Annotated in this window: 17 protein-coding genes and 1 pseudogene; 10 read left to right on the top strand and 8 right to left on the bottom strand. The window is 72.9% G+C overall.

The features are described 5' to 3' along the window. Positions 1-29 precede the first annotated feature (29 nt). On the top strand, positions 30-698 hold the full coding sequence (locus tag ACN9M0_RS10005; RefSeq protein ID WP_426403452.1) for a PhzF family phenazine biosynthesis protein: 669 nt from the start codon (positions 30-32) through the stop codon (positions 696-698). A gap of 45 nt (positions 699-743) precedes the next feature. Here ACN9M0_RS10005 and ACN9M0_RS10000 read toward each other — a convergent pair whose 3' ends face one another. Together ACN9M0_RS10000 and map are read right to left on the bottom strand one after the other, a co-directional pair. Then, on the bottom strand, positions 744-1394 hold the full coding sequence (locus ACN9M0_RS10000) for a heme oxygenase (biliverdin-producing) (protein WP_366037998.1): 651 nt from the start codon (positions 1392-1394) through the stop codon (positions 744-746). Between the two features lie 114 nt (positions 1395-1508). Beyond that, complete coding sequence (gene map, locus ACN9M0_RS09995) at positions 1509-2366, bottom strand: type I methionyl aminopeptidase (protein WP_366037999.1); 858 nt, start codon at positions 2364-2366, stop codon at positions 1509-1511. Between the two features lie 61 nt (positions 2367-2427). Here map and ACN9M0_RS09990 point away from each other — a divergent pair, with 61 nt between their 5' ends. Next, on the top strand, positions 2428-2661 hold the full coding sequence (locus tag ACN9M0_RS09990; RefSeq protein ID WP_366038000.1) for a hypothetical protein: 234 nt from the start codon (positions 2428-2430) through the stop codon (positions 2659-2661). A 224-nt stretch (positions 2662-2885) separates the two neighbouring features. On the opposite strand, the gene ACN9M0_RS09985 is transcribed toward ACN9M0_RS09990, so the two are convergent. After that, positions 2886-4202, bottom strand: a complete 1317-nt coding sequence (locus ACN9M0_RS09985) for an MFS transporter (RefSeq protein ID WP_426403451.1) — start codon at positions 4200-4202, stop codon at positions 2886-2888. A gap of 138 nt (positions 4203-4340) precedes the next feature. Between ACN9M0_RS09985 and ACN9M0_RS09980 the strand changes: the two genes are divergently transcribed. From ACN9M0_RS09980 to ACN9M0_RS09970, 3 genes are all read left to right on the top strand, one after another. Next, on the top strand, positions 4341-4943 hold the full coding sequence (locus tag ACN9M0_RS09980; protein ID WP_366038002.1) for a hypothetical protein: 603 nt from the start codon (positions 4341-4343) through the stop codon (positions 4941-4943). A gap of 94 nt (positions 4944-5037) precedes the next feature. After that, complete coding sequence (npdG, locus tag ACN9M0_RS09975) at positions 5038-5754, top strand: NADPH-dependent F420 reductase (RefSeq protein WP_366038003.1); 717 nt, start codon at positions 5038-5040, stop codon at positions 5752-5754. Between the two features lie 79 nt (positions 5755-5833). Then, on the top strand, positions 5834-6013 hold the full coding sequence (locus ACN9M0_RS09970; protein ID WP_366038004.1) for a hypothetical protein: 180 nt from the start codon (positions 5834-5836) through the stop codon (positions 6011-6013). Between the two features lie 32 nt (positions 6014-6045). Here the strand turns inward: ACN9M0_RS09970 and ACN9M0_RS09965 are convergent, their stop codons facing one another. Continuing rightward, the gene (locus ACN9M0_RS09965) at positions 6046-6840 is read right to left on the bottom strand and encodes a site-2 protease family protein (RefSeq protein ID WP_366038006.1); all 795 of its coding nucleotides are present in this window, start codon (positions 6838-6840) and stop codon (positions 6046-6048) included. A gap of 594 nt (positions 6841-7434) precedes the next feature. On the opposite strand from ACN9M0_RS09965, the gene ACN9M0_RS09960 reads away from it, so the two are divergent. Further along, a complete protein-coding gene (locus ACN9M0_RS09960) occupies positions 7435-10872 on the top strand; it encodes a BTAD domain-containing putative transcriptional regulator (protein ID WP_426403450.1) in 3438 nt (1145 codons plus the stop codon). A 15-nt stretch (positions 10873-10887) separates the two neighbouring features. On the opposite strand, the gene ACN9M0_RS09955 is transcribed toward ACN9M0_RS09960, so the two are convergent. The 3 genes from ACN9M0_RS09955 to panB all read right to left on the bottom strand — a co-directional run bounded on the left by ACN9M0_RS09955 (position 10888) and on the right by panB (position 13836). Next, complete coding sequence (locus ACN9M0_RS09955) at positions 10888-11748, bottom strand: ABC transporter permease (protein WP_366038008.1); 861 nt, start codon at positions 11746-11748, stop codon at positions 10888-10890. After that, entirely contained in the window at positions 11745-12746 is a 1002-nt protein-coding gene (locus ACN9M0_RS09950) for an ATP-binding cassette domain-containing protein (RefSeq protein WP_366038085.1), read from the bottom strand. Before ACN9M0_RS09950 ends, ACN9M0_RS09955 begins: the two co-directional genes overlap by 4 nt. A gap of 226 nt (positions 12747-12972) precedes the next feature. Continuing rightward, entirely contained in the window at positions 12973-13836 is an 864-nt protein-coding gene (panB, locus tag ACN9M0_RS09945; protein ID WP_366038009.1) for a 3-methyl-2-oxobutanoate hydroxymethyltransferase, read from the bottom strand. A gap of 204 nt (positions 13837-14040) precedes the next feature. Between panB and ACN9M0_RS09940 the strand changes: the two genes are divergently transcribed. From ACN9M0_RS09940 to ACN9M0_RS09930, 3 genes and pseudogenes are all read left to right on the top strand, one after another. Beyond that, positions 14041-15723, top strand: coding sequence for an MFS transporter (locus ACN9M0_RS09940; protein WP_426403449.1), 1683 nt, complete (start codon positions 14041-14043; stop codon positions 15721-15723). Positions 15724-16664: 941 nt separating this feature from the next. Further along, positions 16665-17255, top strand: a pseudogene (locus ACN9M0_RS09935) (TetR/AcrR family transcriptional regulator); the annotation flags it as partial. 212 nt (positions 17256-17467) lie between these two features. Then, positions 17468-18490: an endonuclease/exonuclease/phosphatase family protein gene (locus ACN9M0_RS09930; RefSeq protein ID WP_366038011.1), complete on the top strand. Its 1023-nt coding sequence runs from the start codon at positions 17468-17470 to the stop codon at positions 18488-18490. A gap of 53 nt (positions 18491-18543) precedes the next feature. Here the strand turns inward: ACN9M0_RS09930 and ACN9M0_RS09925 are convergent, their stop codons facing one another. Next, positions 18544-20304, bottom strand: a complete 1761-nt coding sequence (locus ACN9M0_RS09925; RefSeq protein ID WP_366038012.1) for an NAD+ synthase — start codon at positions 20302-20304, stop codon at positions 18544-18546. 125 nt (positions 20305-20429) lie between these two features. Between ACN9M0_RS09925 and ACN9M0_RS09920 the strand changes: the two genes are divergently transcribed. Next, entirely contained in the window at positions 20430-21938 is a 1509-nt protein-coding gene (locus tag ACN9M0_RS09920) for an APC family permease (RefSeq protein ID WP_366038014.1), read from the top strand. The last annotated feature ends 27 nt before the right edge of the window (positions 21939-21965 follow it).

Genomic DNA, 21965 nt, shown 5'->3' with positions numbered 1-21965 from the left:
CGACCTGCGGCGAGTGATTCAATTCCGCCATGAACACGACCGCCACTGACATCGACGTCCTCAGGGTCTTCTGTGCGGGCGACGGCCGGCACGGCAACCGTCTCGGAGTCGTACGGGACGCCCGTACCCACCCCGACGAGTCCTCCCGGCAGGCGCTCGCCAAGGAACTCGGCTTCAGCGAGACGGTGTTCGTGGACGACCCGGAGCGCGGGATCGTCGACATCTACACGCCCGGCCTGCGGCTGCCGTTCGCCGGACACCCGCTCGTCGGCACCGCCTGGCTGCTCGACCTGGAGGTCGTCCATCCGCCGGCCGGCGAGGTGTGGGTGCGCGGCGACGGGGAGTTCACCTGGATCGAGGCGCGCGCCGAGTGGGCGCCGCCCCGCACCCTGCGCCAGTACGCCTCCGTCGCCGAGGTGGACGCGCTCGAAGTGCCCGAGCCGGGGGAGTGGATCTACGCCTGGGCCTGGGAGGAGGAGGCTGCGGGCCGCATCAGGGCGCGGGCGTTCCCGGGGCGCGGCGACGGCATCGACGAGGACGAGGCGACCGGGGCGGCGGCGCTGCTCCTCACGGCGGAGCTCGGCCGGGCCCTGAACATCACGCAGGGCCGGGGCTCGCAGCTGCTCACGGCCCCCGGCCCCGACGGCATCGTGGAGTTGGGCGGACGGGTCCGCCTGGAAGGCACCCTCACGCGCTGAGCAGGCGGGCGGGCGGGCCTCAGGCGCTGAGCGGCGGGGCGGGCCTCACGCGCTGAGGGGGTACTCCCCGCCCAGCTCCCGGAAGACCGCGCTGTTGAAGTCGAAGGCGCGCTTGCACTCGTCGACGATCCGCTGCTTCTCCAGGTCGTCGGCGTTCACCCCGTCGAGCAGCTCCCGGTACGCCCGCTTGAAGGCGGCCGGGTTGGAGATCCCCTCGAAGACGTAGAACCGGACGCCGTCACCCTTGCGGTCGAAGCCCCAGGTCCGCTCCGCCTTGTCGCGGATGATCTGACCGCCCGACAGGTCGCCCAGGTAGCGCGTGTAGTGGTGGGCCACATAGCCCGCGGGCCAGTCGCGGGCGCACGCGGCGACCCGCTCGGCGTACGCGGCGGTGGCGGGCAGCGGGGAGAGCGCGGCGCGCCAGCCCGGGCCGCGCAGATGGGTGAGGTCCTGCTCCAGGGCGGCCGTGCGGAACAGCTCGGGCTGGATGAACGGCCCCGCCACCGGGTCCTCGCGCAGCGCCTCGGCGCCCTCCTCCAGGGCCCGGTACACGAACCAGAGCTGCTCCGTGTAGCGCGCGTACGCGTCGACGCCCAGCCGTCCGCCCAGCAGGTCGCCCATGAACGACGAGGTCTCCGCCTCCGTGTGCTGCTCGTGCGAGGCCGTGCGGATGAGCGTCGAGAAGGGCGTGTCCAAGGCGTGCCTCCGTGACCGATGGGACGGGAACCAGCGACGATGCTGCCAAGTTAGGCTTACCTAAGTCAACTGGTTCCCGACGTCCTGTCGGTAAAACGCTACCCACTCGGGGGCTCAGGGCAACGTAAGGATTTCCGCCCCGTTCTCGGTCACCACGAGCGTGTGCTCGAACTGCGCGGTCCGCTTCCGGTCCTTGGTCACCACGGTCCAGCCGTCGTCCCACATGTCGTAGTCGTGGGTGCCGAGCGTCAGCATCGGCTCGATCGTGAACGTCATGCCGGTCTTGATCTCGGTGGTGTGGTGGGGCGAGTCGTAGTGCGGCACGATCAGGCCGGAGTGGAACGACGAGTTGATGCCGTGCCCGGTGAAGTCGCGCACGACCCCGTAGCCGAAGCGCTTGGCGTACGACTCGATGACCCGCCCGATGATGTTGATCTGGCGGCCCGGACGCACCGCCTTGATGGCCCGGTTCAGGGACTCCCGGGTGCGCTCGACGAGCAGCCGCGACTCCTCGTCGACGTCACCGCAGAGGTAGGTGGCGTTGTTGTCGCCGTGGACGCCGTTGATGAACGCGGTGACGTCCAGGTTCACGATGTCGCCGTCGCGCAGGACGGTGGAGTCCGGGATGCCGTGGCAGATGACCTCGTTGATCGAGGCGCACAGCGACTTCGGGAAGCCGCGGTAGCCCAGCGTGGACGGGTAGGCGCCGTGGTCGCACATGTACTCGTGCGCGACCCGGTCGAGCTCGTCGGTGGTGACACCCGGGGCGATGTGCTTGGCGGCCTCCTCCATCGCCTGCGCGGCGATGCGGCCGGCGATCCGCATCCGCTCGATGGTGTCGGAATCCTGCACCTCGGGCCCGGTGTACGGGGCCGGTGCGGGCTTCCCGACGTACTCGGGACGGCGGATGGAGCCCGGGACGGAGCGGTGGGGGGAGAGTTCCCCCGGTACGAGAAGCGACTGGCCAGACATGCCAGCGAGTCTAACGACCGGGTCTGGGGCAGCATGGTCCCGAAGGAAGGAGCCGAAGACGATGGCCCTGTTCAAGAAGCGCACCGTGGGCAAACCGGGCGAGTGGTACTACTGCCTGGAGCACAAGAAGGTCGAGGAGGGCCCCGAGTGCCCGGCGAAGAACCGCTTCGGCCCGTACGCCAGCCGTGAGGAGGCCTCCCACGCCATGGAGACCGCCCGCGAGCGGAACCTGGAGTGGGAGACGGACCCCCGCTGGCACGAATCCGCCGGGAAGGACCAGACGCCGGACGAGTGACGTGACCGCGTGAAGGCCGCCGGGACCGGGACTGCCCGGACCGGGGGCCGCCGGGACCGGGGACCGCCCGGACCGGGGGCCGCCGGGACCGGGACCGCCGGGACCGGGACCGCCGGGGCCGGGGACCGCCGGGGCCGGGGACCGCCCGGACCGGGGGCCGCCCGGACCGGGGGCCGCCCGGACCGGGACTGCTCGGACGGTCCCGGCGGCCTTCTTGTACGGGCTCAGACGGTCCCGGCTGCCTGCTGCGTCGCCTCGCGCCGGGCGGTCTCCTGCTGGGCCTTGCGGCGCAGCGAGTCCTCGTCGGTGTCGGAGTCGTACGTGAGGAGCTTCGGCAGCGCCAGGCAGAGCAGCCCCACCGAGGCGACGCACGCCACGCCGCCCGTCCAGACAGCGGTACGGGTGCCGGTCCAGCCGGCCATCGCGCCCGCCCGGACCTGGCCCAGCTGCGGGCCCACGCTGTACGAGAGCACCTCGATGCCGGCGAGCCGCCCGCGCAGCTCCTCCGGGATCGTCTGGTTCCAGATCGTCGACCGGCCGAGCCCGCTCAGCATGTCGCCCGCGCCCGCGAAGGCCAGGCACAGCAGCACCAGCCAGACGTTCCCGAACCAGCCCGCCGCCGCGATCGCCAGCCCCCAGCCCGCCGCGCCGCCGGCCACGAGCAGCCCGTGGCGTCGCACCTTCGACGTCCAGCCGCTGGTCAGACCGAGGACCAGCGAGCCGGCCGAGCCCGCCGCGTACATCAGACCGAGCGACCAGTCCGCGTCCAGCTCGTCCGCGAGGAACGGGAAGATCGTGTTCGGGAAGGCGAAGAGCATCGCCGCCAGGTCGATCGCGTACGTGCCGAGCAGCACCGGCCGAGACCAGGCGTACCGCGCCCCCTCCGCGATGCCCCGCAGCGAGGGCTTCTCCGCGTCGTGCGCGGGCGGGGCGGGCGAGAGCCGGCGGCACATCAGGACCGAGACCGTGAAACAGACGACCGTCACCCCGTACGCGGGCGCGTGACCCGCGTAGGCCACCACCAGGCCCGCGAGGGCCGGACCCGCGATCGAGCCGATCTGCCAGCGCAGCGAGTTCAGCGCGGCCGCCGCCGTCTGCTGGTCGTGCGGCACGATCCGGGCGAGCAGCGAGTCGAGCGCCGGACGCTGGAGCCCCGCGAGCGCCGACACCCCGGCCGCCACCACGTACAGCGGCCAGAGCATCGGCTCCGGGAACAGCGCGTTGAGCAGCAGGAGCAGGGCGAGCAGCCCCAGCCCCGCCTCCGTCCAGAGGATCACCTTCCGCCGGTCCACCGCGTCCGCGAGCGCCCCGCCGTACAGGCCGAACACCACGAGCGGCACCAGCTCGACCGCGCCCATCGCACCGACCGCGAGCGGCGAACCCGTCAGCTCCTTGATCTGCAGCGGCAGGGCGATCATCGCCATCGCGCTGCCGAAGTACGTGACGAGCCCCTGCACCCACAGGAGCCGGAAATCGCCGGACGAACGCCACGGCGCCAGATCGGGCAGCAGGGCGGAGAACTTGGAAAGGGGGGAGGACACGAGGGGTCATGCTCCGGCCGCCGGATGCCGGAGACAACCGAATTACCGGCGCACGGCACCCCCTGCGGCCCCTCCCGTACGGGTGGAAACGCCCCGATCGGCCGCGCGCGGGCCCCGGCTCGGGCAGGATGCGGGCCCATGGATGCCGTACGGGTCGCGTTGCTGCGGGAAGTGCTCGCCGGGACGGAATGGCCGGGGGCGGCGCGCCGGTTCGCGGGCGCGCTCCGGTCCTCCGTCGTACCGCACCGGGGCGGGCTGCTCCTGGTGGGCACGGAGGAGTACGAGCCCTGGCACCTGGCGGCGCACCTGGTCGACGAGTCCGCCTGGTCGGGCCTTCCGGAACTGGCACCGACGCTCGTACGACACCGGGTGCGGGCCGGCGCCCCCGCGCACCTGGCGGTCGGCCTCGGCCGCCTGGAGGCCGCGGGACGCGGGGCGACCCTCCTGATGGTGGCGCCCGGGCGACCGGACGCGGGGCTGCTCCAGCGGGTGCACGACGCCCGGCGGGCGGGGGCGACGGTGCTCTCGCTCGACGGCGGCGACGAGGAGGTGCGGGGCCTCGCGCACGAGACGCTCACCGTGGCGGAGGGGGCGGAGGTCGACCTGGACACGGTGCAGCACCTCGTCAGCGCGGCGGCCGGCGAGAACAGCCTGCCGTCGCCGCGCGGAAGCCACCGCTTCCGTGACCGCCTCTCGGGCCTCGCCGACCGCCTGACGGCCCCGCCGCCGGCGCGCTGGTAGGGGACGGGCGGGGGCGCGCGGGTGCGAGGGCGGCCGGTTCGTCGGTGGTGCGAGGGCATCCCCGTCGGCCCGACCGGTCGGTAATGTCGGGGCCATGACTACGACTGAGCGCACCGAGAGCACCGAGAGCAAGCCCGCACCCAAGGATCCGTGGGACCTCCCCGACGTCTCCGGTCTCGTCGTCGGCGTCCTCGGCGGCACCGGCGACCAGGGCCGCGGCCTCGCCTACCGGCTCGCCAAGGCCGGCCAGAAGGTGATCATCGGGTCCCGCGCCGCCGACCGCGCCCAGGCCGTGGCCGCGGAGATCGGCCACGGCGTCGAGGGCGCCGACAACGCAGAGACCGCCCGCCGCAGCGACGTCGTGATCGTCGCCGTGCCGTGGGACGGCCACGCCAAGACCCTGGAGTCCCTGCGCGAGGAACTCCGCGGCAAGCTCGTCGTGGACTGCGTCAACCCCCTCGGCTTCGACAAGAAGGGCGCCTACGCCCTCAAGCCCGAGGAGGGCTCCGCCGCCGAGCAGGCCGCCGCGCTCCTCCCGGACTCCCGGGTCGCCGCCGCCTTCCACCACCTCTCCGCGGTCCTCCTCAAGGACACCGCCATCGAGGAGATCGACACGGACGTCATGGTCCTCGGCGAGGAGCGCGCCGACGTCGAGATCGTCCAGGCCCTCGCCGGCCGCATCGCCGGCATGCGCGGCGTCTTCGCGGGACGGCTGCGGAACGCCCACCAGGTGGAGTCGCTCGTCGCCAACCTGATCTCCGTCAACCGCCGCTACAAGGCGCACGCGGGACTCCGGGTCACCGACATCTGAGCCGGAGACCGCACCCTTCGGGGCATGGGGGACACTGGACGGGCACCATCAGCCGTACCGCCCGACAGGAGCCGACCCCATGCCCCGCCTCGCCCTCTACGCCCTCGTGGTCTGCGCCCTGGCCGTCGCCGCGGCCGTCGTCTCCTTCGTCGAAGGCAGCTTCCTCGGCATCGTGTGGGTCCTCCTGGCCGGCCTCTCCTCCAACATGGCCTGGTACTACATCCGCCGCGCGAAGGTCGAGGCCCGGACCCAGGGCTAGGGGGTGTCTTGCCGATCAGGCCGGATCAGGCCCTAGACCCGGCAGAACTCCGGGGTCTCCTGCCAGACCCGGAACAGCTGTGAGCCGCAGTACCGGCTCGGCTCCGGCACCCCGAGGGACCGCATCAGGGCGTCGATTGCGTCGAAGAAGGCGTTGTTGACGGCCGGCACGAACAGCAGCGCGATCACGATGAAGAAGCCGTACGGCGCGTACGGCTCGATCTGCCGCTTCACCTTGTACGACAGCCAGGGCTCCACCACGCCGTAGCCGTCGAGCCCCGGCACCGGCAGGAAGTTCAGGAGCGCGGCGGTCACCTGGAGGAACGCCAGGAACGCCAGGGCGTACTGGAAGGCGGTCGGCACGCCGTCGAGCGCGTCCAGCCAGAACGGCGCCGTGCAGACGAGCGCGAAGAGGACGTTGGCCAGGGGGCCCGCCGCCGAGATCAGGCTGTGCTTCCAGCGGCCCTTGATCCGGCCCTGCTCGATGAAGACGGCGCCGCCCGGCAGACCGATCCCGCCCATGATCACGAACAGCACCGGCAGGACGATGCTCAGCACGGCGTGCGTGTACGCGAGCGGGTTGAGCGTCAGATAGCCCTTGGCGCCCACGGTGATGTCCCCGCCGTGCAGGGCGGTCCTGGCGTGCGCGTACTCGTGCAGGCACAGGGACACGACCCAGGCCGAGGTCACGAAGAGGAAGACCGCCAGACCGGGCGAGGCGGCGAAGTCCGTCCACACCGCCCAGCCGGTGACGGCCATGACGGCGAGGATCGCCAGGAAGACGGGACTGATCTGCCGTTCGTGGCGCCGGGTGGTGGCCGTGGTCATCGCGGGGGCTCCCAGGGGACGGAGGGCTGCTGCCCGGGAAACGTACCGGTCCCCGACGCAAGTTCCACCCCCGGGCCACCCGCCCGCTGCGCCGGCCCCCGTCGTGGGCGGTCGCCCGCCGGGCCGGTGCGCCGCCGCCCCCCCGTTGTGGGCAGTTGTTCCTCCCCCAGACTTCGGCGGAACGGGGGGCACAACGGACGGCGCCCGTTGCCGGGCCTAGGCTTCCGCGCCTGAACCCGCACCGCAGGTACGCCGCGCATCGTGGTGCGGGTCCAGGCACAGGGGGCGGAGGCGCCGCCTAGGGCGCCGTCCCGTGTGCCCACCCTCCCCCAAGCTCTCGGCTTCGCTCGAGCAGGGGGGGAGCCCCATCGCCCTGCGGGACGATTGCCCACACGGGCGCGGGCTCGGAGTGGGCGCGGCCCACACGCGGTGGGGGCGGGGCCCGGCACGGGTGTCGCCCGCGCGGCGGGAGTGGCGGCCGCAGCGGGCGCAGCGCACCCGGCGGGGGCCGAGGCCCGGTGTGGGGGGCGTTCGCACAGCGGTGCGGAGGTCCCGGCGGGGAGTTGGTGGGTGGGCTCGCGGAGAATGGGGTTCGTGCGCTACTCCGTCCTCGGCCCGACCCTCGCCCGCACGTCCGACGGCACCGACGTCGCCGTCGGTGGCCCCCGGGTCCGTGCGCTGCTCACCGTGCTCGCCCTGCGGGCCGGCCGGACCGTTCCCGTGCCCGATCTCGTCGACGAGGTCTGGCACGGCGACGAGCCGCCCGCCGACGCGCCCGCCGCGCTCCAGGCCCTCGTCGGGCGCCTCCGCCGGGCCCTGGGCCGGGACCGGGTGCTCTCCTCCGAGGGCGGCTACCGGCTCGACGCCCGGCCCGAGGACGTGGACGCCCGCCGTTTCGAGCGGCTCGCCGTCGAGGGCGTGGCCGCGCTCGGCGCCGGTGACCCCGTCCGCGCCGCCGCCCTCCTCGACGAGGCCCTCGCGCTCTGGCGCGGGCCCGCCTTCGCCGACCTGCCGGACCGGGACGCGGAGGCCTCCCGCTGGGAGGCGCGCCGCCTCGACGCCCGCCGGGCGAGGCTCGACGCCGCCCTCGTGCTCGGCGGGGCCGCCGCCACCCTCCCCGAGCTGACCGCCCTCTGCGCGGCCCACCCCCTCGACGAAACCCTCCAGGCGCTCCGGATCCGCGCCCTGCGGGACACCGGCCGGGCAGCCGAGGCCCTCGCCGCGTACGAGTCGGTCCGCCGCGCCCTCGCCACCCGCCTCGGCACGGACCCCTCACCGGCCCTGCGCGCCCTCCACGCGGAGCTCCTCGCCCCGGAGGCGAAGACGGAGGCGGAGCCCACGCGCGCGCGTACCCCCGCGCCTACGGCCGGGAACCTGCGCGCCCGCCTCACCAGCTTCGTCGGGCGCGACGAGGAGATCGCGCTCGTACGGGACGACCTGCGCGGCGCCCGGCTGGTGACGCTGCTCGGGCCCGGAGGGGCCGGGAAGACCCGTCTGTCGCAGGAGGCGGCCGACCGGGGCTCCGGGGACTGGCCGGACGGCGTCTGGGTGGCGGAACTCGCGCCCGTACGGGACCCGGAGGCCGTCCCCGAGGCGGTCCTCGCGGCCGTCGGCGCCCGTGAGACCGTGCTGCGCGGCGCCGGAGCCGAGGAGCTGCGAGGCGGGGGCGACCCGCTCGCCCGGCTCGTCGAACACTGCGCCGGGCGGCGGATGCTGCTCCTCCTCGACAACTGCGAGCACCTCGTCGGCGCGGCCGCCGAACTGGCCGAGACCCTGCTCGCGCGCTGCCCGGACCTCCGGATCCTCGCGACGAGCCGGGAACCGCTCGGCGTGCCGGGCGAGACGATCCGGCCCCTCGGCCCGCTGCCGACCGGCATGGCGCAGCGGCTGCTCGGGGAGCGGGGCGCGGCCGTCCGGCCGGGGTTCCGGGTCGAGGACGACCCGGTCGCCGCGGGCGAGGTCGTGCGGCGCCTGGACGGTCTGCCGCTGGCCATCGAACTGGCCGCCGCCCGGCTGCGGATGCTGACCCTGCGCCAGATCGCGGACCGCCTCGACGACCGCTTCCGCCTCCTGACCTCGGGTGCGCGGACGGTACTGCCCCGGCAGCAGACCCTGCGCGCGGTCGTCGACTGGTCCTGGGACCTCCTCGACGCCGCCGAGCGGGCGGTCCTGCGCCGCCTCTCCGTCTTCACGGGCGGCTGCGACCTGGACGCGGCGGAGGCCGTGTGCGCGGGCGGGAAGGGCGCGGAAGGGAACGGCGCGGGCGAGAGGCGCACCGGCGGCACCGGCGCGAGTGAAGAAGTCCCTGGTGAGCGGCGCACCCGCGACGACGGGGCCGCCGCCGTGGTCGACGTGCTCGACGTCCTCGGCGCGCTCGTCGACAAGTCCCTCGTCGTCGCCGCGCCCGGGGACGCCGGCATGCGGTTCCGGCTCCTGGAGACCGTCGCCGAGTACGCCGGGGAGCGGCTCGACGAGGCGGGGGAGCGGGCCGGTGCCGAGCGCCGGCACCTCACGTACTACCGCGAACTCGCCCGCCGTACCGACCCCGAGCTGCGCGGCTCCGGGCAGGCCGAGGCCATCGCCCGGTTCGGCACCGAGTACGGGAACATCCGCACCGCGATGCGCCGCGCCGTCGACGCCCGCGACGAGGACGAGGCGCTGGTCCTCGTCCACTCGCTGCTCTGGTACTGGCAGATGCGCGACCTGCGCGGCGACGCCCTGCACTGGGCGGAGGCCGTCTCCGCGCTGGGGCCCGACCCGTTCGGGACGCCCGCCGCCCCCGTCGTACCGCTGCACGAGCCGTGCACCGCCGTGCCCCTGCCGCTCTCCGAGGAGCAGCGCTGGGAGGCCCGGCGCGGGGTGCGGCTCATCGAGCTGCTCAACATGGACTACGAGACCGGCCGCTGGACCACCCCCGCCGGCGTCGAGCGGCTGAAGCGGATCAACGCGGTCTACCCGCCGGGGCTCCCGCAGACCTGCCGGCTGCCCGGCTCCTTCACGGTCTTCGCCGTCCTCCTCATCGGCGAGCCGGGCCGCATGGGCGAGGCCCTGGAGGCGCACGTCAGCGCCTGCCGCCACCACGGCAAGGAGTGGGAGCTCGCCAACGCCCTCCAGCTGCGCGCCAACATGCTCGCCAACCGGGCCGACCTGGCGGAGCAGGCCGGCGCCGACGCCGAGGAGAGCCTGGAGATCTTCGTCCGTCTCGGGGACGCCTGGGGCGCCGCCGAGGCGCTGTCCTCGCGTGCCGAGTCCCGCGAGCGGCGGCTCGAGTTCGAGGGCGCCGCGCAGGACTTCGCGGACGCCATCGCGTACGCCGAGCGGATCGGCGCCCAGTCCCAGATGGCCCTGCTGCGTGCCCGCTACGCCGACATGCTGATCGAGACGGGCCGCCGCGAGGAGGCGGAGCGGATCCTGCGCGCGGTGGTGGAGGGCGAGCACGGCCGCGGCCACGAGCCGATGCTGGCCGGGCGGATCTTCCTGGCGCTGCTGCTCGGGCGGACCGGCCGGACGGCCGAGGCCCGGGTGCATCTGGAGCGGCTGCTCGACGAGTTCAGCTCCGAGAAGCTCAACTCCGAGACGTTCTCCATCTTCGAGGGCTTCGCGCTGGGCAGCCTGGCCTGGGTGTTCAACCTCGAAGAGCGGTACGAGTCGGCGTTCGAGCTGTCCCGGAGGGCGTACACGCGCTCGCTCGGGGGCCTGTCGCTGATGGTCGCCCCGCAGATGCCGGCGATCCACCTGATCACCGCGGCCTGGGCGCTCGCCGGGCTCGACGGCGCTCGGTCCCGTACCACCGCCGTCGCCCGGACCGCCGCCGTCCTGCTCGGCGCCTACGAGGGCCTGCTGCCGTCGGGGCACCTGGCGCCGCCCATGGAACGGGAGAACCGGACGCGGGCGACCGAGCTGTGCCGGTCCGCCCTGGGGGAGGGGGAGTTCGAGGCGGCGTACGCGGAGGGCGACGACCTCTCCTTGGAAGAGGTCGCCGCCCTGCTCGGTCGCGCCGCCGACGCGATCAGTGAGCGCGCCGAGTCATGATCCCCCGGTCGGGACTCAGGTCTTCTTGCGGAACTTGGCGACCGCGAGCGGCGCCGTGACGACGGTGATCACCGCGGCCCAGCCGAGGGTCATCCACACCGAGTGGGCGACCGGGCCGCCGTTGATCAGGTTGCGGGCGGCGTCGGCGAGGTTGGACAGCGGGTTGTAGTCGGTGAAGGTCTCCAGCCAGCCGGGCATCGAGGTCGGCGGGGCGAAGATCGACGAGCCGAACTGGAGCGGCATCAGGACGAGCATCGCCATGCCCTGGACGGCCTGGGCGGTCTTCAGGCTCAGACCGAGCAGGATGAAGATCCACATCAGGGAGGCGCCGAAGACCGCCGCCAGTCCGATGGCGGCGAGGAGGTGGAGCACCGAGGTGTGGATCGTCAGGCCCAGCAGGAAGCCCGTGCCGAGGAGGATCGCGGTGGCGACCATCATCCGGCCGAGCTCGACGACGATCTTGGCGATGAGGACCGAGGAGCGGGCGATCGGCATCGTCCGGAACCGGTCCATCACCCCCTTCTTGAAGTCGTCGTTGATGCCCACGCCGACGCCCATGGCGATGTTCATGCCCATCATGGCCATCAGGCCGGGGGTCACGTAGTTGACGTAGACCTCGTTGTTGCCCTTGCCGGCGATGGCGCCGCCGAAGACGTACACGAACAGCAGGATGAAGATGATCGGCATGAACACGGCGTCGAACATCGACTCCGGGTCCTGCTTGATCTGGAGCATGTTCCGCCGGGCCAGGGCGCCGATGTGGCGCAGGTTGGCCCGCAGGCCGATGCGGCCCTCGGCGGCGGGAGCGGTGCGTGCCGCGGCGGGACCCGGACCTCGGGTCTCGGCGGGGGACTTGGTGACAGTGGTCGTGCTCACGCGGCGACCTCCTCGGTGATCGCGTCGGAAACGGCGGTCTTCTGGCCGGTGATCGCGAGGAACACCTCGTCCAGGCTGGGCAGGTGGGTGCCGATGTGGGCGATGCCGAAACCGCGCGCGCCGAGCAGGCCCACGACGGCCGTCAGCTGCTCGTCGGTGAGGATCGGCACGTACAGCACGCCCTCGTCGGGCACGACGGTCGAGCCGGCGACCCCGTCGAGGCCGGTCTCGCGGAGCGCGGCGGCCATGGCGGGCAGCTGGCCCGGGTCCGCGGGGCGGACCTTCAGGGTCCGGCCGCCGACCTTCGCCTTGAGCGCGTCGACCCCGCCCTGGGCGATGACCTTGCCCCGGTCGATGACGGTCAGCTCGTTCGCGAGCTGCTCCGCCTCCTCCATGTACTGCGTGGTGAGGAGGACGGTCGCGCCCTCGGAGACCATCCGCTGCACCTCGTCCCACACCTCGTTGCGGGTGCGGGGGTCGAGGCCGGTCGTCGGCTCGTCCAGGTAGAGGACGGCGGGCTGTCCGATCATCGAGGCGGCGAGGTCGAGGCGGCGCCGCATGCCGCCGGAGTAGTTCATCGCCGGGCGCTTGGCGGCGTCGGTGAGGGAGAAGCGCTCCAGCATCTCGTCGGCGCGGCGGCGGGCGTCGGCGCGGGAGAGGTCGAGCAGCCGCCCGATCATGTACAGGTTCTCCCAGCCGGACAGCTTCTCGTCGACCGAGGCGTACTGACCGGTGAGGCCGATGGTGCGGCGCAGCTGGCGGGGGTGCTTCACCACGTCGTAGCCGGCGACGACGGCGGTCCCGGCGTCCGGGACGAGGAGGGTGGACAGGCAGCGGACGAGGGTGGTCTTCCCGGCGCCGTTGGGCCCGAGGACCCCGAGGACCGTGCCCTCCGGGACGTCCAGGTCGACCCCGTCGAGGGCCTTCGTCTCGCCGAAGTGCTTCACGAGGCCCCGGACCTCGACGGCGTTGGTGTGTGATCGCGTCATGTCCACCATGGAACAGGGAGCCACCGACAATCCCCCGACAGGCGACCGACAGCCCCACCGACATCGGCCGGCGGGGCTGTCGGTCGCCTGTCGGGGCTGTCGGTACGGACCCGCGCGAGGCGGTCGGCAGGCGGCGTTGCGCCGGCCGGGGGCGGTACGGCGAAAGGCCGGAGCCCGTTCCCACGGGTTCCGGCCGTTCGTCGGAGAGGCACTGCCCAGTGGAAAGAGGCACTGCCTAGTGGAAGGTGTGCTCCTCCGCGGGGAACGCCCCGCCGCTGACGTCCTCGGCGAAGGCGCGGGCGGCGTCGCCGAGCGTCTCGCGGAGGTTGGCGTACTGCTTGGTGAAGCGCGGGACCTTGCCGCCGGTCAGGCCGGCCATGTCGGTCCAGACGAGGACCTGCGCGTCGGTGCCGGCGCCGGCACCGATCCCGATGGTCGGGATGTGCAGGGAGCGGGTGACCTCGGCGGCCAGTTCGGCCGGTACGAGTTCCAGGACGACGGCGAAGGCGCCCGCGTCCTGTGCCGCCTTGGCGTCGCTGAGGAGCCGGTGGGCGGCCTCGTCGCTGCGGCCCTGCACCCGGTAGCCCATGGTGTTGACGGACTGCGGGGTCAGCCCCAGGTGGGACATGACGGGGATGCCGGCCTGGACGAGCAGCTCGGTCTGCGGCAGCGAGCGCTCGCCGCCCTCCAGCTTGACCGCCTGCACGCCGGCGTCCTTGACGAGCCGGGTGGCGTTGCGCAGGGCCTGGACGGGCCCCTCCTGGTACGAACCGAACGGCAGGTCGCCGACGACGAGGGCGCGCTTCGTGCCCCGGACGACGGCGGCGGAGAGCAGGGTCATCTCGTCCATCGTGACGGGCACGGTGGTGTCGTAGCCGAGGTGACAGTTGCCCATCGAGTCGCCGACGAGGATCACCGGGATGCCGGCCTCGTCGAAGACGGAGGCGGTCATCGCGTCGTAGGCGGTGAGCATGGGCCACTTCTCGCCGCGGACCTTGGCGGCGGCGATGTCGTGGACGGTGATGCGGCGCGTGCCCTTCCCTCCGTACAGCGCCTTGCTGCTGTCGGCGGGCAGTTTCTGGGCAGCCTGAAGCGTCATGGTGAACGGCTCCTCTTGTCATCTCGAGGCGCCCTGTGGCGTCCCCGGACCATGTCCATGGTGGCACTTCGCCGGGTGGGCGGGGAAGTGGGCCGGAGTGGCGCTGTTCACACCGCCGCGTTCACACCACGGCAACGTAAAGCCTCCGTCAGTTTTTTTCGATACGAGACGGTCTCGTATCGAAATGGCTCTAGGGTGGTGCTCATGTCACAGCCGTCCACCGCACCCACCGCGCCCGCCGGGCCCCGCGTCCCCGAGGCCGTCCACCGGCGTCGCTGGGCCGTCCTCGGCGTCCTCATGCTCAGCCTGCTGATCGTCGTCCTCGACAACTCGATCCTGAACGTCGCGGTCAAGACGATCGCGGCCCCCGCGCCCACCGGCATCGGCGCCACCCAGAGCGAGCTGGAGTGGTCCATCAACTCCTACACGCTCGTCTTCGCCGGACTCCTCTTCACCTCCGGCCTGCTCGGCGACCGCCTCGGCCGCAAGAAGGTGCTGCTCTTCGGCATCACCGTCTTCGGCATCGGCTCCGCCCTCGCCGCCCTCTCCGGCTCGCCGGGCGAACTCATCGCCTACCGGGCCGTCATGGGCCTCGGCGCCGCCTTCGTGATGCCCGCGACGCTCGCCGTCCTCATGAACGTCTTCGAGCGCGACGAGCAGCCCAAGGCCATCGGCATCTGGGCCGGCAGCGTCGGCCTCGCCATCGCCATCGGCCCCATCACAGGCGGCATCCTCCTCGAACACTTCTGGTGGGGATCGATCTTCCTCGTCAACGTGCCCGTGGTGCTCCTCGCCCTCGCCCTGATGCTGTGGCTCGTGCCCGACTCCCGGGACCCGAAGCCCGGCCGCGTCGACATACCCGGCGTGCTGCTCTCCGTCGTCGGACTCGTCCTCCTCGTGTACGGGATCATCCGCGGCGGCGAACTCGCGAGCTTCACCGACGTCACCGTCCTCGCCCCCGTCCTCGGCGGCCTCGCGGTCCTCGTCGTCTTCGTCCTCCACGAGCGGCGCAGCGACCATCCGGCCATCGACATGTCGTACTTCAAGAAGCCCGCGTTCTCGGCGGCCGTCGCCGCGATCGCCCTCGTCTTCTTCGCCCTCATGGGCGTGACCTTCTTCTCCGCCTTCTACCTGCAGAGCGTGCGCGGCTACAGCGCGCTGCAGTCCGGGCTGCTCATCCTGCCGCTCGCCGTCGCGCAGATGGTCTTCGCGCCCCGCGCCCGGCTCGTCGTCGACCGCTTCGGCGCCCGCGCCGTCTGCACCGTCGGCATGCTGCTCGTCGCCCTCGGCCTCGCCGCCTTCGCCCTCTTCGACGCGTCGACCCCGGTCTGGGTCATGGAGGTCGTCTTCTTCCTCCAGGGCGCGGGCATGGCGCACATCATGCCGCCGGTCACCGTCGCGATCATGCAGGCGCTGCCCCGCGAGAAGGCGGGCTCCGGCTCCGCCATCAACAACACCTTCCGCCAGGTCGGCGGCGCGCTGGGCGTGGCCGTCCTCGGCTCGGTGCTCTCCTCCACGTACCGGAGCGGGATCGAGGGGCACCTCGGCGGCGTCCCGGCGGCCCTCCGCGAAACGGCGGGCGAGTCCGTCGAGGCCACGCTCGCGGTCGCGGCGAAGCTCGGCCCGGCGGGCAAGGGCCTGGTCGCCCCCGCGTACACGGCCTTCCTCGACGCCATGCACGTCACGGCGATCGCCTCGGCGGTGATCGGCGTGGCCGGCGCGATAGTGGTAGCCCTCTTCCTCCCGGGCCGAGCGCCGCAGGACGGGCCCTCGGGCGGGGAGGGCGGTGCGGGTACGGGTACGGATGCCGGTGCCGGTACTGGTGCCGACGCGGCCCCGGCGGCCACGGCCACCAGCGAGACGCAGGCCTCGGCTCCGGCGCGCTAGCCCCGACGGCGGCGTGAGGCCACGCCCGCCGGGCGACGCGCCCGCCGTGTGGTGCTGCGCCCACAGGGCGGGTGCCTCCGCCGACTGCGGTGCGGTCCGCGCCCGCCGTGTGGTGCTGCGCCCACAGGGCGGGTGCCTCCGCCGACTGCGGTGCGGTCCGCGCCCGCTCCGGGGCTGTGGGCTGCGCCCGCGTGGCCGGCGCGCCCGGTGTTCGGGCGCCCGCTCGCGGGGCGCTGCCCCCCGCCGACTCGCCGTGTGGGCAATCGTCCCTCCCCCAGACTTCGTCCGGGGGGACCCCCAGGGCCGGACGGGTGGGCACATGGGACGGCGCCCCGTGACGGGCCCAGGCTTCCGGGCCTGGACCCGCGCCCGGCGTGCGGCGCCGTCGTGGGTTGTGCCCACCCTGGTGCGGCGAGGGCTCGGCCCGGCCCGGGGGTGACCCGGGGCCGTTCCGTGCGGCTCCGAGGGGTGCGGTGCTCGTGGTCGGGGGAACGCGGGAGAATCGGGGGAAGACAGGCAGTACCCGGACGAGAGGCGGCGTGCACGTGTCCCTGCAGGACGGCGGGATCCCCGAACCCCAGGACGACGGGCCGGCTCCGGCCGCCCTGGGCGGGACGCCGGCCGAGCCGGCGGGACTGGGGCCCGGGCCCGAGGCGTCCGTGCCCGAGGCAACGGGGCCCAAGGCGTCCGCGCCCGAGTCGACCGCGCCCGAGTCGACCGGGCCCGAGGCGTCCGCGCCCGAGTCGGCGGGACCAGGGCCCGCGCCCCGGCCCGAGGCCCCCGCGCCCGAGCCCGCAAGGCCCGTCGCGTCCGCTTCCGAGCCGACGGGGCCCGAGGCCTCCACGCCCAAGGCGACGGGGCCCGAGGCCCCCGCGCCCGAGCCCGCAGGGCCCGTCGCGTCCGCTTCCGAGCCGACGGGGCCCGAGGCCTCCGCGCCTCCGCCGGAGGCGTCCCGGCGGGGGCGGCCGCGGTCCGAAGGGGTTGAGAGGGCGATCTTCGACGCCGTCGTCGGACTCCTCGAGGAGGGCGTTCCGCTCACCGAGCTGTCCATCGAGCGGATCGCCCGCACCGCCGGCGTCGGCAAGGCCACCATCTACCGTCGCTGGCCCGGCAAGGAGGAGCTCTTCGTCGAGCTGCTCCGCTCCGTGGAGCCCCCCGACCCGGTCCTCACCGGCACCTCGGTCCGGGACGACCTCGTGATGCTCCTGGAGATGCTGCGGCAGCGCGGCCTCGCCAAGCGGTCCTCCGCCCTGCTCCACAACGTGTTCGCGCAGATGCAGGCCTATCCCCGGCTGTGGGAGGCCTACCAGAACACCGTCATCGAACCGCGCCGCCGCCTCGGCCTGGACACGGTGCGGCGCGGCATGGAGCGGGGCGAGATCCGCGACGACCTCGACGTCGAGTTCGTGAACGACCTCTTCACCGGCCCCCTGCTGCTGCGTACCGTCATCCGCCCCGGCGCCACCCTGGAGCCCGGCCTCGCCGAGCGGGTCGTCGACGCCGTCATGGAGGGACTGCGTCCCCGTACCTGACGGAATCCCGCCACCACCGCTCCGACCGGCACGAATGTGCGCGTTCTGTCACAGCCTCCCCGCCCGCGCCACCTGCAGGAACCCGCCACGCACCGATGGTCGTCCCTGGGGGAGTACGACGGACCCGTCATCGCCTAGTGTCGACGTCGGGTCACGGAGCGGGACAGCACGGCGGCAAGGCAGCAAGGCAGCAAGGCAGTGAGGACAGTGCGATGGCGCGGGTGGACATGACGGAGACCGACCACGGCGGCGCGGGGAGCGGGCGTCCCCGGTCCCGGTTCCGGACCGCGCTCGACGGGCTCCGCCGCGACCGGGGGATCTGGCGCCGGGGCATCCTGCTCGCCGTGACCGCGGTGGCGCTGACCCTGCTGATGGTGTTGCACTCCGACATCCCCAACCGGATCGGCAACCTGGGCAGCCTCACCGAAACCTTCCTCCCCTGGATCGGCCTCTTCGTGCCGCTCCTCCTCGTGCTCGCCCTCGTGCGGCGCTCCGCCACCGCGCTGATCGCCCTGCTGCTGCCGGCCGTGGTGTGGCTCAACCTCTTCGGCGGTCTCGTCGCCGACAAGTCGGCCCCGGGCGGCGACCTGACCGTCGCCACCCACAACGTGAACGCCGACAACCCCGACCCCGAGGGCACGGCCCGCCTGCTCGCCGCCTCCGGCGCCGACGTGCTCGCCCTGGAGGAGCTGAAGGGCGACATGGTCCCGGTCTACGAGAAGGGCCTCGCCGAGACCTACCCGCACCACTCCGTCCAGGGCACGGTCGGGCTCTGGAGCAAGCTGCCGCTGCGCGCCGCGCAGCCCGTCGACATCCACATGGGCTGGACCCGCGCCATGCGCGCCTCCGTCGTCACCCCGAAGGGCGAGGTGGCCGTGTACGTCGCCCACCTGCCGTCCGTACGGGTCAAGCTGAACGCCGGCTTCACCGCCACCCAGCGCGACACCAGCGCCAACGCGCTCGGCGAGGCCATCGCCGACGACCGGCACGAGCGGATCGTCCTCCTCGGCGACCTCAACGGCACGATGAACGACCGCGCGCTCAACGCCGTGACCTCGCAGCTGCGTTCCACCCAGGGCGCGGCGGGCGACGGCTTCGGCTTCAGCTGGCCGGCCTCGTTCCCGATGGCCCGCATCGACCAGATCATGGTCAAGGGCGTCGAGCCGATGTCCTCCTGGGCGCTGGCGGAGACGAAGAGCGACCACCTCCCGATCGCCGCCCGCGTGAAGCTCTGAGGGGGCTTCCCGCGTCGTCGCGGGAAGCCCCCTCGGGGCGCAGGGGCGGGCGGTCAGCCCGTCGTCGTCTCCCGCCAGCGGTTCGTGATCGGCAGCCGCCGGTCCTTGCCGAAGCCCTTCGCCGAGATCTTGGTGCCCGGCGGGTACTGGCGCCGCTTGTACTCCGCCGTGTCCACCATCCGCAGCGTCCGCGTCACCAGCTCCTCGTCGAACCCGGCCGCCACGATGGCGTCCCGGCCCTGGTCCTGGTCCACGTACAGCGCGAGGACCGCGTCCAGGACCTCGTAGTCCGGCAGCGAGTCCGTGTCGACCTGGCCCGGGCGCAGCTCGGCGCTGGGCGGCTTCGTGATCGAGCTCTCCGGGATCGGCGGGGTCTGGCCGCGCTCCTCGGCCGCCCGGTTCCGCCAGCGGGCGAGCCGGAAGACGGTCGACTTGTAGACGTCCTTGATGGGCCCGAACGCGCCGACGGAGTCGCCGTACAGCGTCGAGTACCCCACCGCCAGCTCCGACTTGTTGCCCGGCGCGAGGACGATGTGCCCCTCCTGGTTGGAGAGCGCCATCAGCGTCGTGCCGCGCAGCCGCGACTGGAGGTTCTCCTCGGCGAGACCGGTGAGGCCGAGCGCGCCCATGTACGCGTCGAACATCGGCTCGATCGACACGGTGCGGAAGTGCAGCCCGGTCCGGCGGGCCAGCTCGGCCGCGTCGCCGCGCGAGTGGTCGGAGGAGTACTTCGAGGGCATCGACACGCCGTGGACGTTGTCCGCGCCGAGCGCGTCGCAGGCGATCGCCGCGACGAGCGCCGAGTCGATGCCGCCGGACAGGCCGATCAGGACCGAACGGAAACCGTTCTTCGCGACGTACGCCCGCAGTCCGATGACCAGCGCCGAGTACACCTCCTCGTCGTCGTCGAGCCGGTGCGCGTAGCCGCCGGTCAGCTCCGGCTCGTATGCGGGCAGCGGCTCCCCGGAGAGCACCACCCGGTCGATCCGCAGCCCGTCGTCCACCAGGCCCTCGGGCGCGTCCGGCTCGGCCGACGGCAGCTCCAGGTCGAGGATCACACTGCCCTCGACGAACTGCGGGGCGCGCGCGATGACTTCGCCGGCCGCGTCCACGACGATCGAGTCGCCGTCGAAGACGAGCTCGTCCTGACCGCCCGTCATCGCCAGGTACGCGGTGACGCACCCGGCCTCCTGGGCCCGCTTGCGGACCAGTTCGAGCCGGGTGTCGTCCTTGTTCCGCTCGTACGGCGAGGCGTTGACCGACAGGAGCAGTCCGGCGTGGGCGCTGCGTGCCGCCGGCACCCGGCCGCCCTCCTGCCAGAGGTCCTCGCAGATCGCCAGGGCGACGTCGACGCCGTGGACGCGGACGACCGGCAGGGTGTCGCCCTGCACGAAGTAGCGGTACTCGTCGAAGACGCCGTAGTTCGGCAGGTGGTGCTTGGCGAAGCGCAGCACCACCTCGCCGCCGTACAGGACGGCGGCGGCGTTCTCCGGCGACCCGGCGGGCCGGCCGAGCCTCGGCTCGGCCCGCTCGGAGCGGTCGAGGTAGCCGACGACGACCGGCAGCTCCCCGAACCCCTCGTCCGCGAGGCGCCGGGCGAGACCGTGCAGGGCCGCCCGGGAGGCCTCGACGAAGGAGGAGCGCAGCGCGAGGTCCTCGACGGGATATCCGGTCAGCGCCATCTCGGGGAACGCGACGAGATGCGCGCCCTGCCCGGCGGCGTGCCGGGTCCAGTGCACGATCGCCTCGGCGTTCCCGGCGATGTCTCCGACGGTCGAGTCGATCTGATTCAGGGCGAGGCGTAGTTGAGGCACCCGCCCAGTGTAATCGTCAGACCGACGCTATGTCCTGGGATCCGCGCGGCCATGTCGTACGGCGAGGGGCCCGGGCCCCGCGTCGCCGACATGCGGGGCCGCCGTACCCCGCTGATCATGGCCCCATGACGACCACTGACGAACCGGCAGAGTCGGCACGGCCCACCGTCACCGACACGGCGGCCCCTCAGGACGGCGGCACGAAGCGACAGGGGGGCCGGGGGCGTCCCCCGGGAATGAACAGCATCTCCTGGCTGACGCTCGCCTTCATGACCACCGCGTCCGTCGCCAGCCTGCGGCCCTCGCCGTCCATGGCCATCTACGGACTCGCCGCGATCTTCCTCTACCTGCTCCCCGCCCTCGTCTTCCTGCTCCCCACCGCCCTCGTCGGCGCCGAGCTCGCCTCCGGCTGGTCCGGCGGCATCTACCGCTGGGTCAGCGAGGCGCTCGGCAAGCCCCTCGGCTTCCTCGCCGTCTGGTGCCAGTTCGCCATGACCATCGCGTACTACCCGAGCCTGCTCGCGTACGTCGCCTCGACCTTCGCGTACGTCATCGACCCCTCCCTCGCGGAGAACGGGCTCTACGTCGCGATCGTCATCATCGTCATCTACTGGTCCGGCGTCTGGATCTCCTCGCGCGGTACGAAGACGATCGCCGGCCTCTCCTCCTTCGGTCTCGTCATCGGCACCCTCATCCCCGGCGTGCTCCTCGTCGTCCTCGGCATCGTCTTCCTCGGCCAGGGCAACCCCTCCGCGCAGCCCATGAGCGCCGACCACTGGCTCCCGCCGTGGACCGGCCTCGCGAGCCTGGTCCTCATCGTCAACAACTTCCTGTCCTACGCGGGCATGGAGATGAACGGCGTCCACGTCTCCTCGCTGCGCGAGCCCAAGCGCGAGTACCCGAAGTCGATGTTCCTGGCGACCGGCCTCGTCCTGCTGATCTTCATCCTTCCGGCCCTCGCCATCGCCTGGGTCATGCCGTCCTCGCAGCTCAGCCTCACCGCCGGTCTGATGCAGGCCTTCCAGGCCTTCTTCGACCACTTCTCCATCGGCTGGATGACCAAGGTCGTCGGCGTCATGCTGGTCTGCGCCGCGCTCGGCGGCATGCTCACCTGGCTCGCCGGACCCGCCAAGGGCCTCGTCCTGCTCTCCCGGCAGGAGGGCTATCTGCCGCCCTCGCTGCAGAAGTTCAACAAGGACGGCGCCCCGCAGAACATCATGATCGCGCAGGGGGTCGTCACCACCCTGATCGGCATCCTCTACGCCTTCAGCGACGACGTCTCCAGCGCCTACTGGATGTTCTCCGTCATCACCGTGCAGATCTACCTCATCGCCTACCTGCTGATGTTCGTGGCGGTCGTCAGGCTCCGCAGGACCCAGCCGGACGTCGAACGCGGCTTCCGCGTCCCCGCCGTGGCATGGGTCGCCGGCATCGGCTTCGTCGCCTCCGTCGCCGCGCTCGTCATCGGCTTCGTCCCGCCCGACCAGTTCGGCAACCAGCCGCTCTGGCGCTACCTGCTGATCGTCGGCGGCGGCCTGCTGCTCCTCGGCCTCGTCATCCCGGCCGCACTCCTCAAGTACCGCAAGCCCGGCTGGGTCCACCCCGACCACCGGGAACCTTCCGTCACCCCCTAGCGTTCGACCCGCCATGCCCCGGAGTGT

It is taken from the genome of Streptomyces sp. R-07, assembly GCF_049913175.1.
Lineage (GTDB): Bacteria > Actinomycetota > Actinomycetes > Streptomycetales > Streptomycetaceae > Streptomyces.
This window is presented reverse-complemented; position numbering and strand designations above follow the sequence as displayed.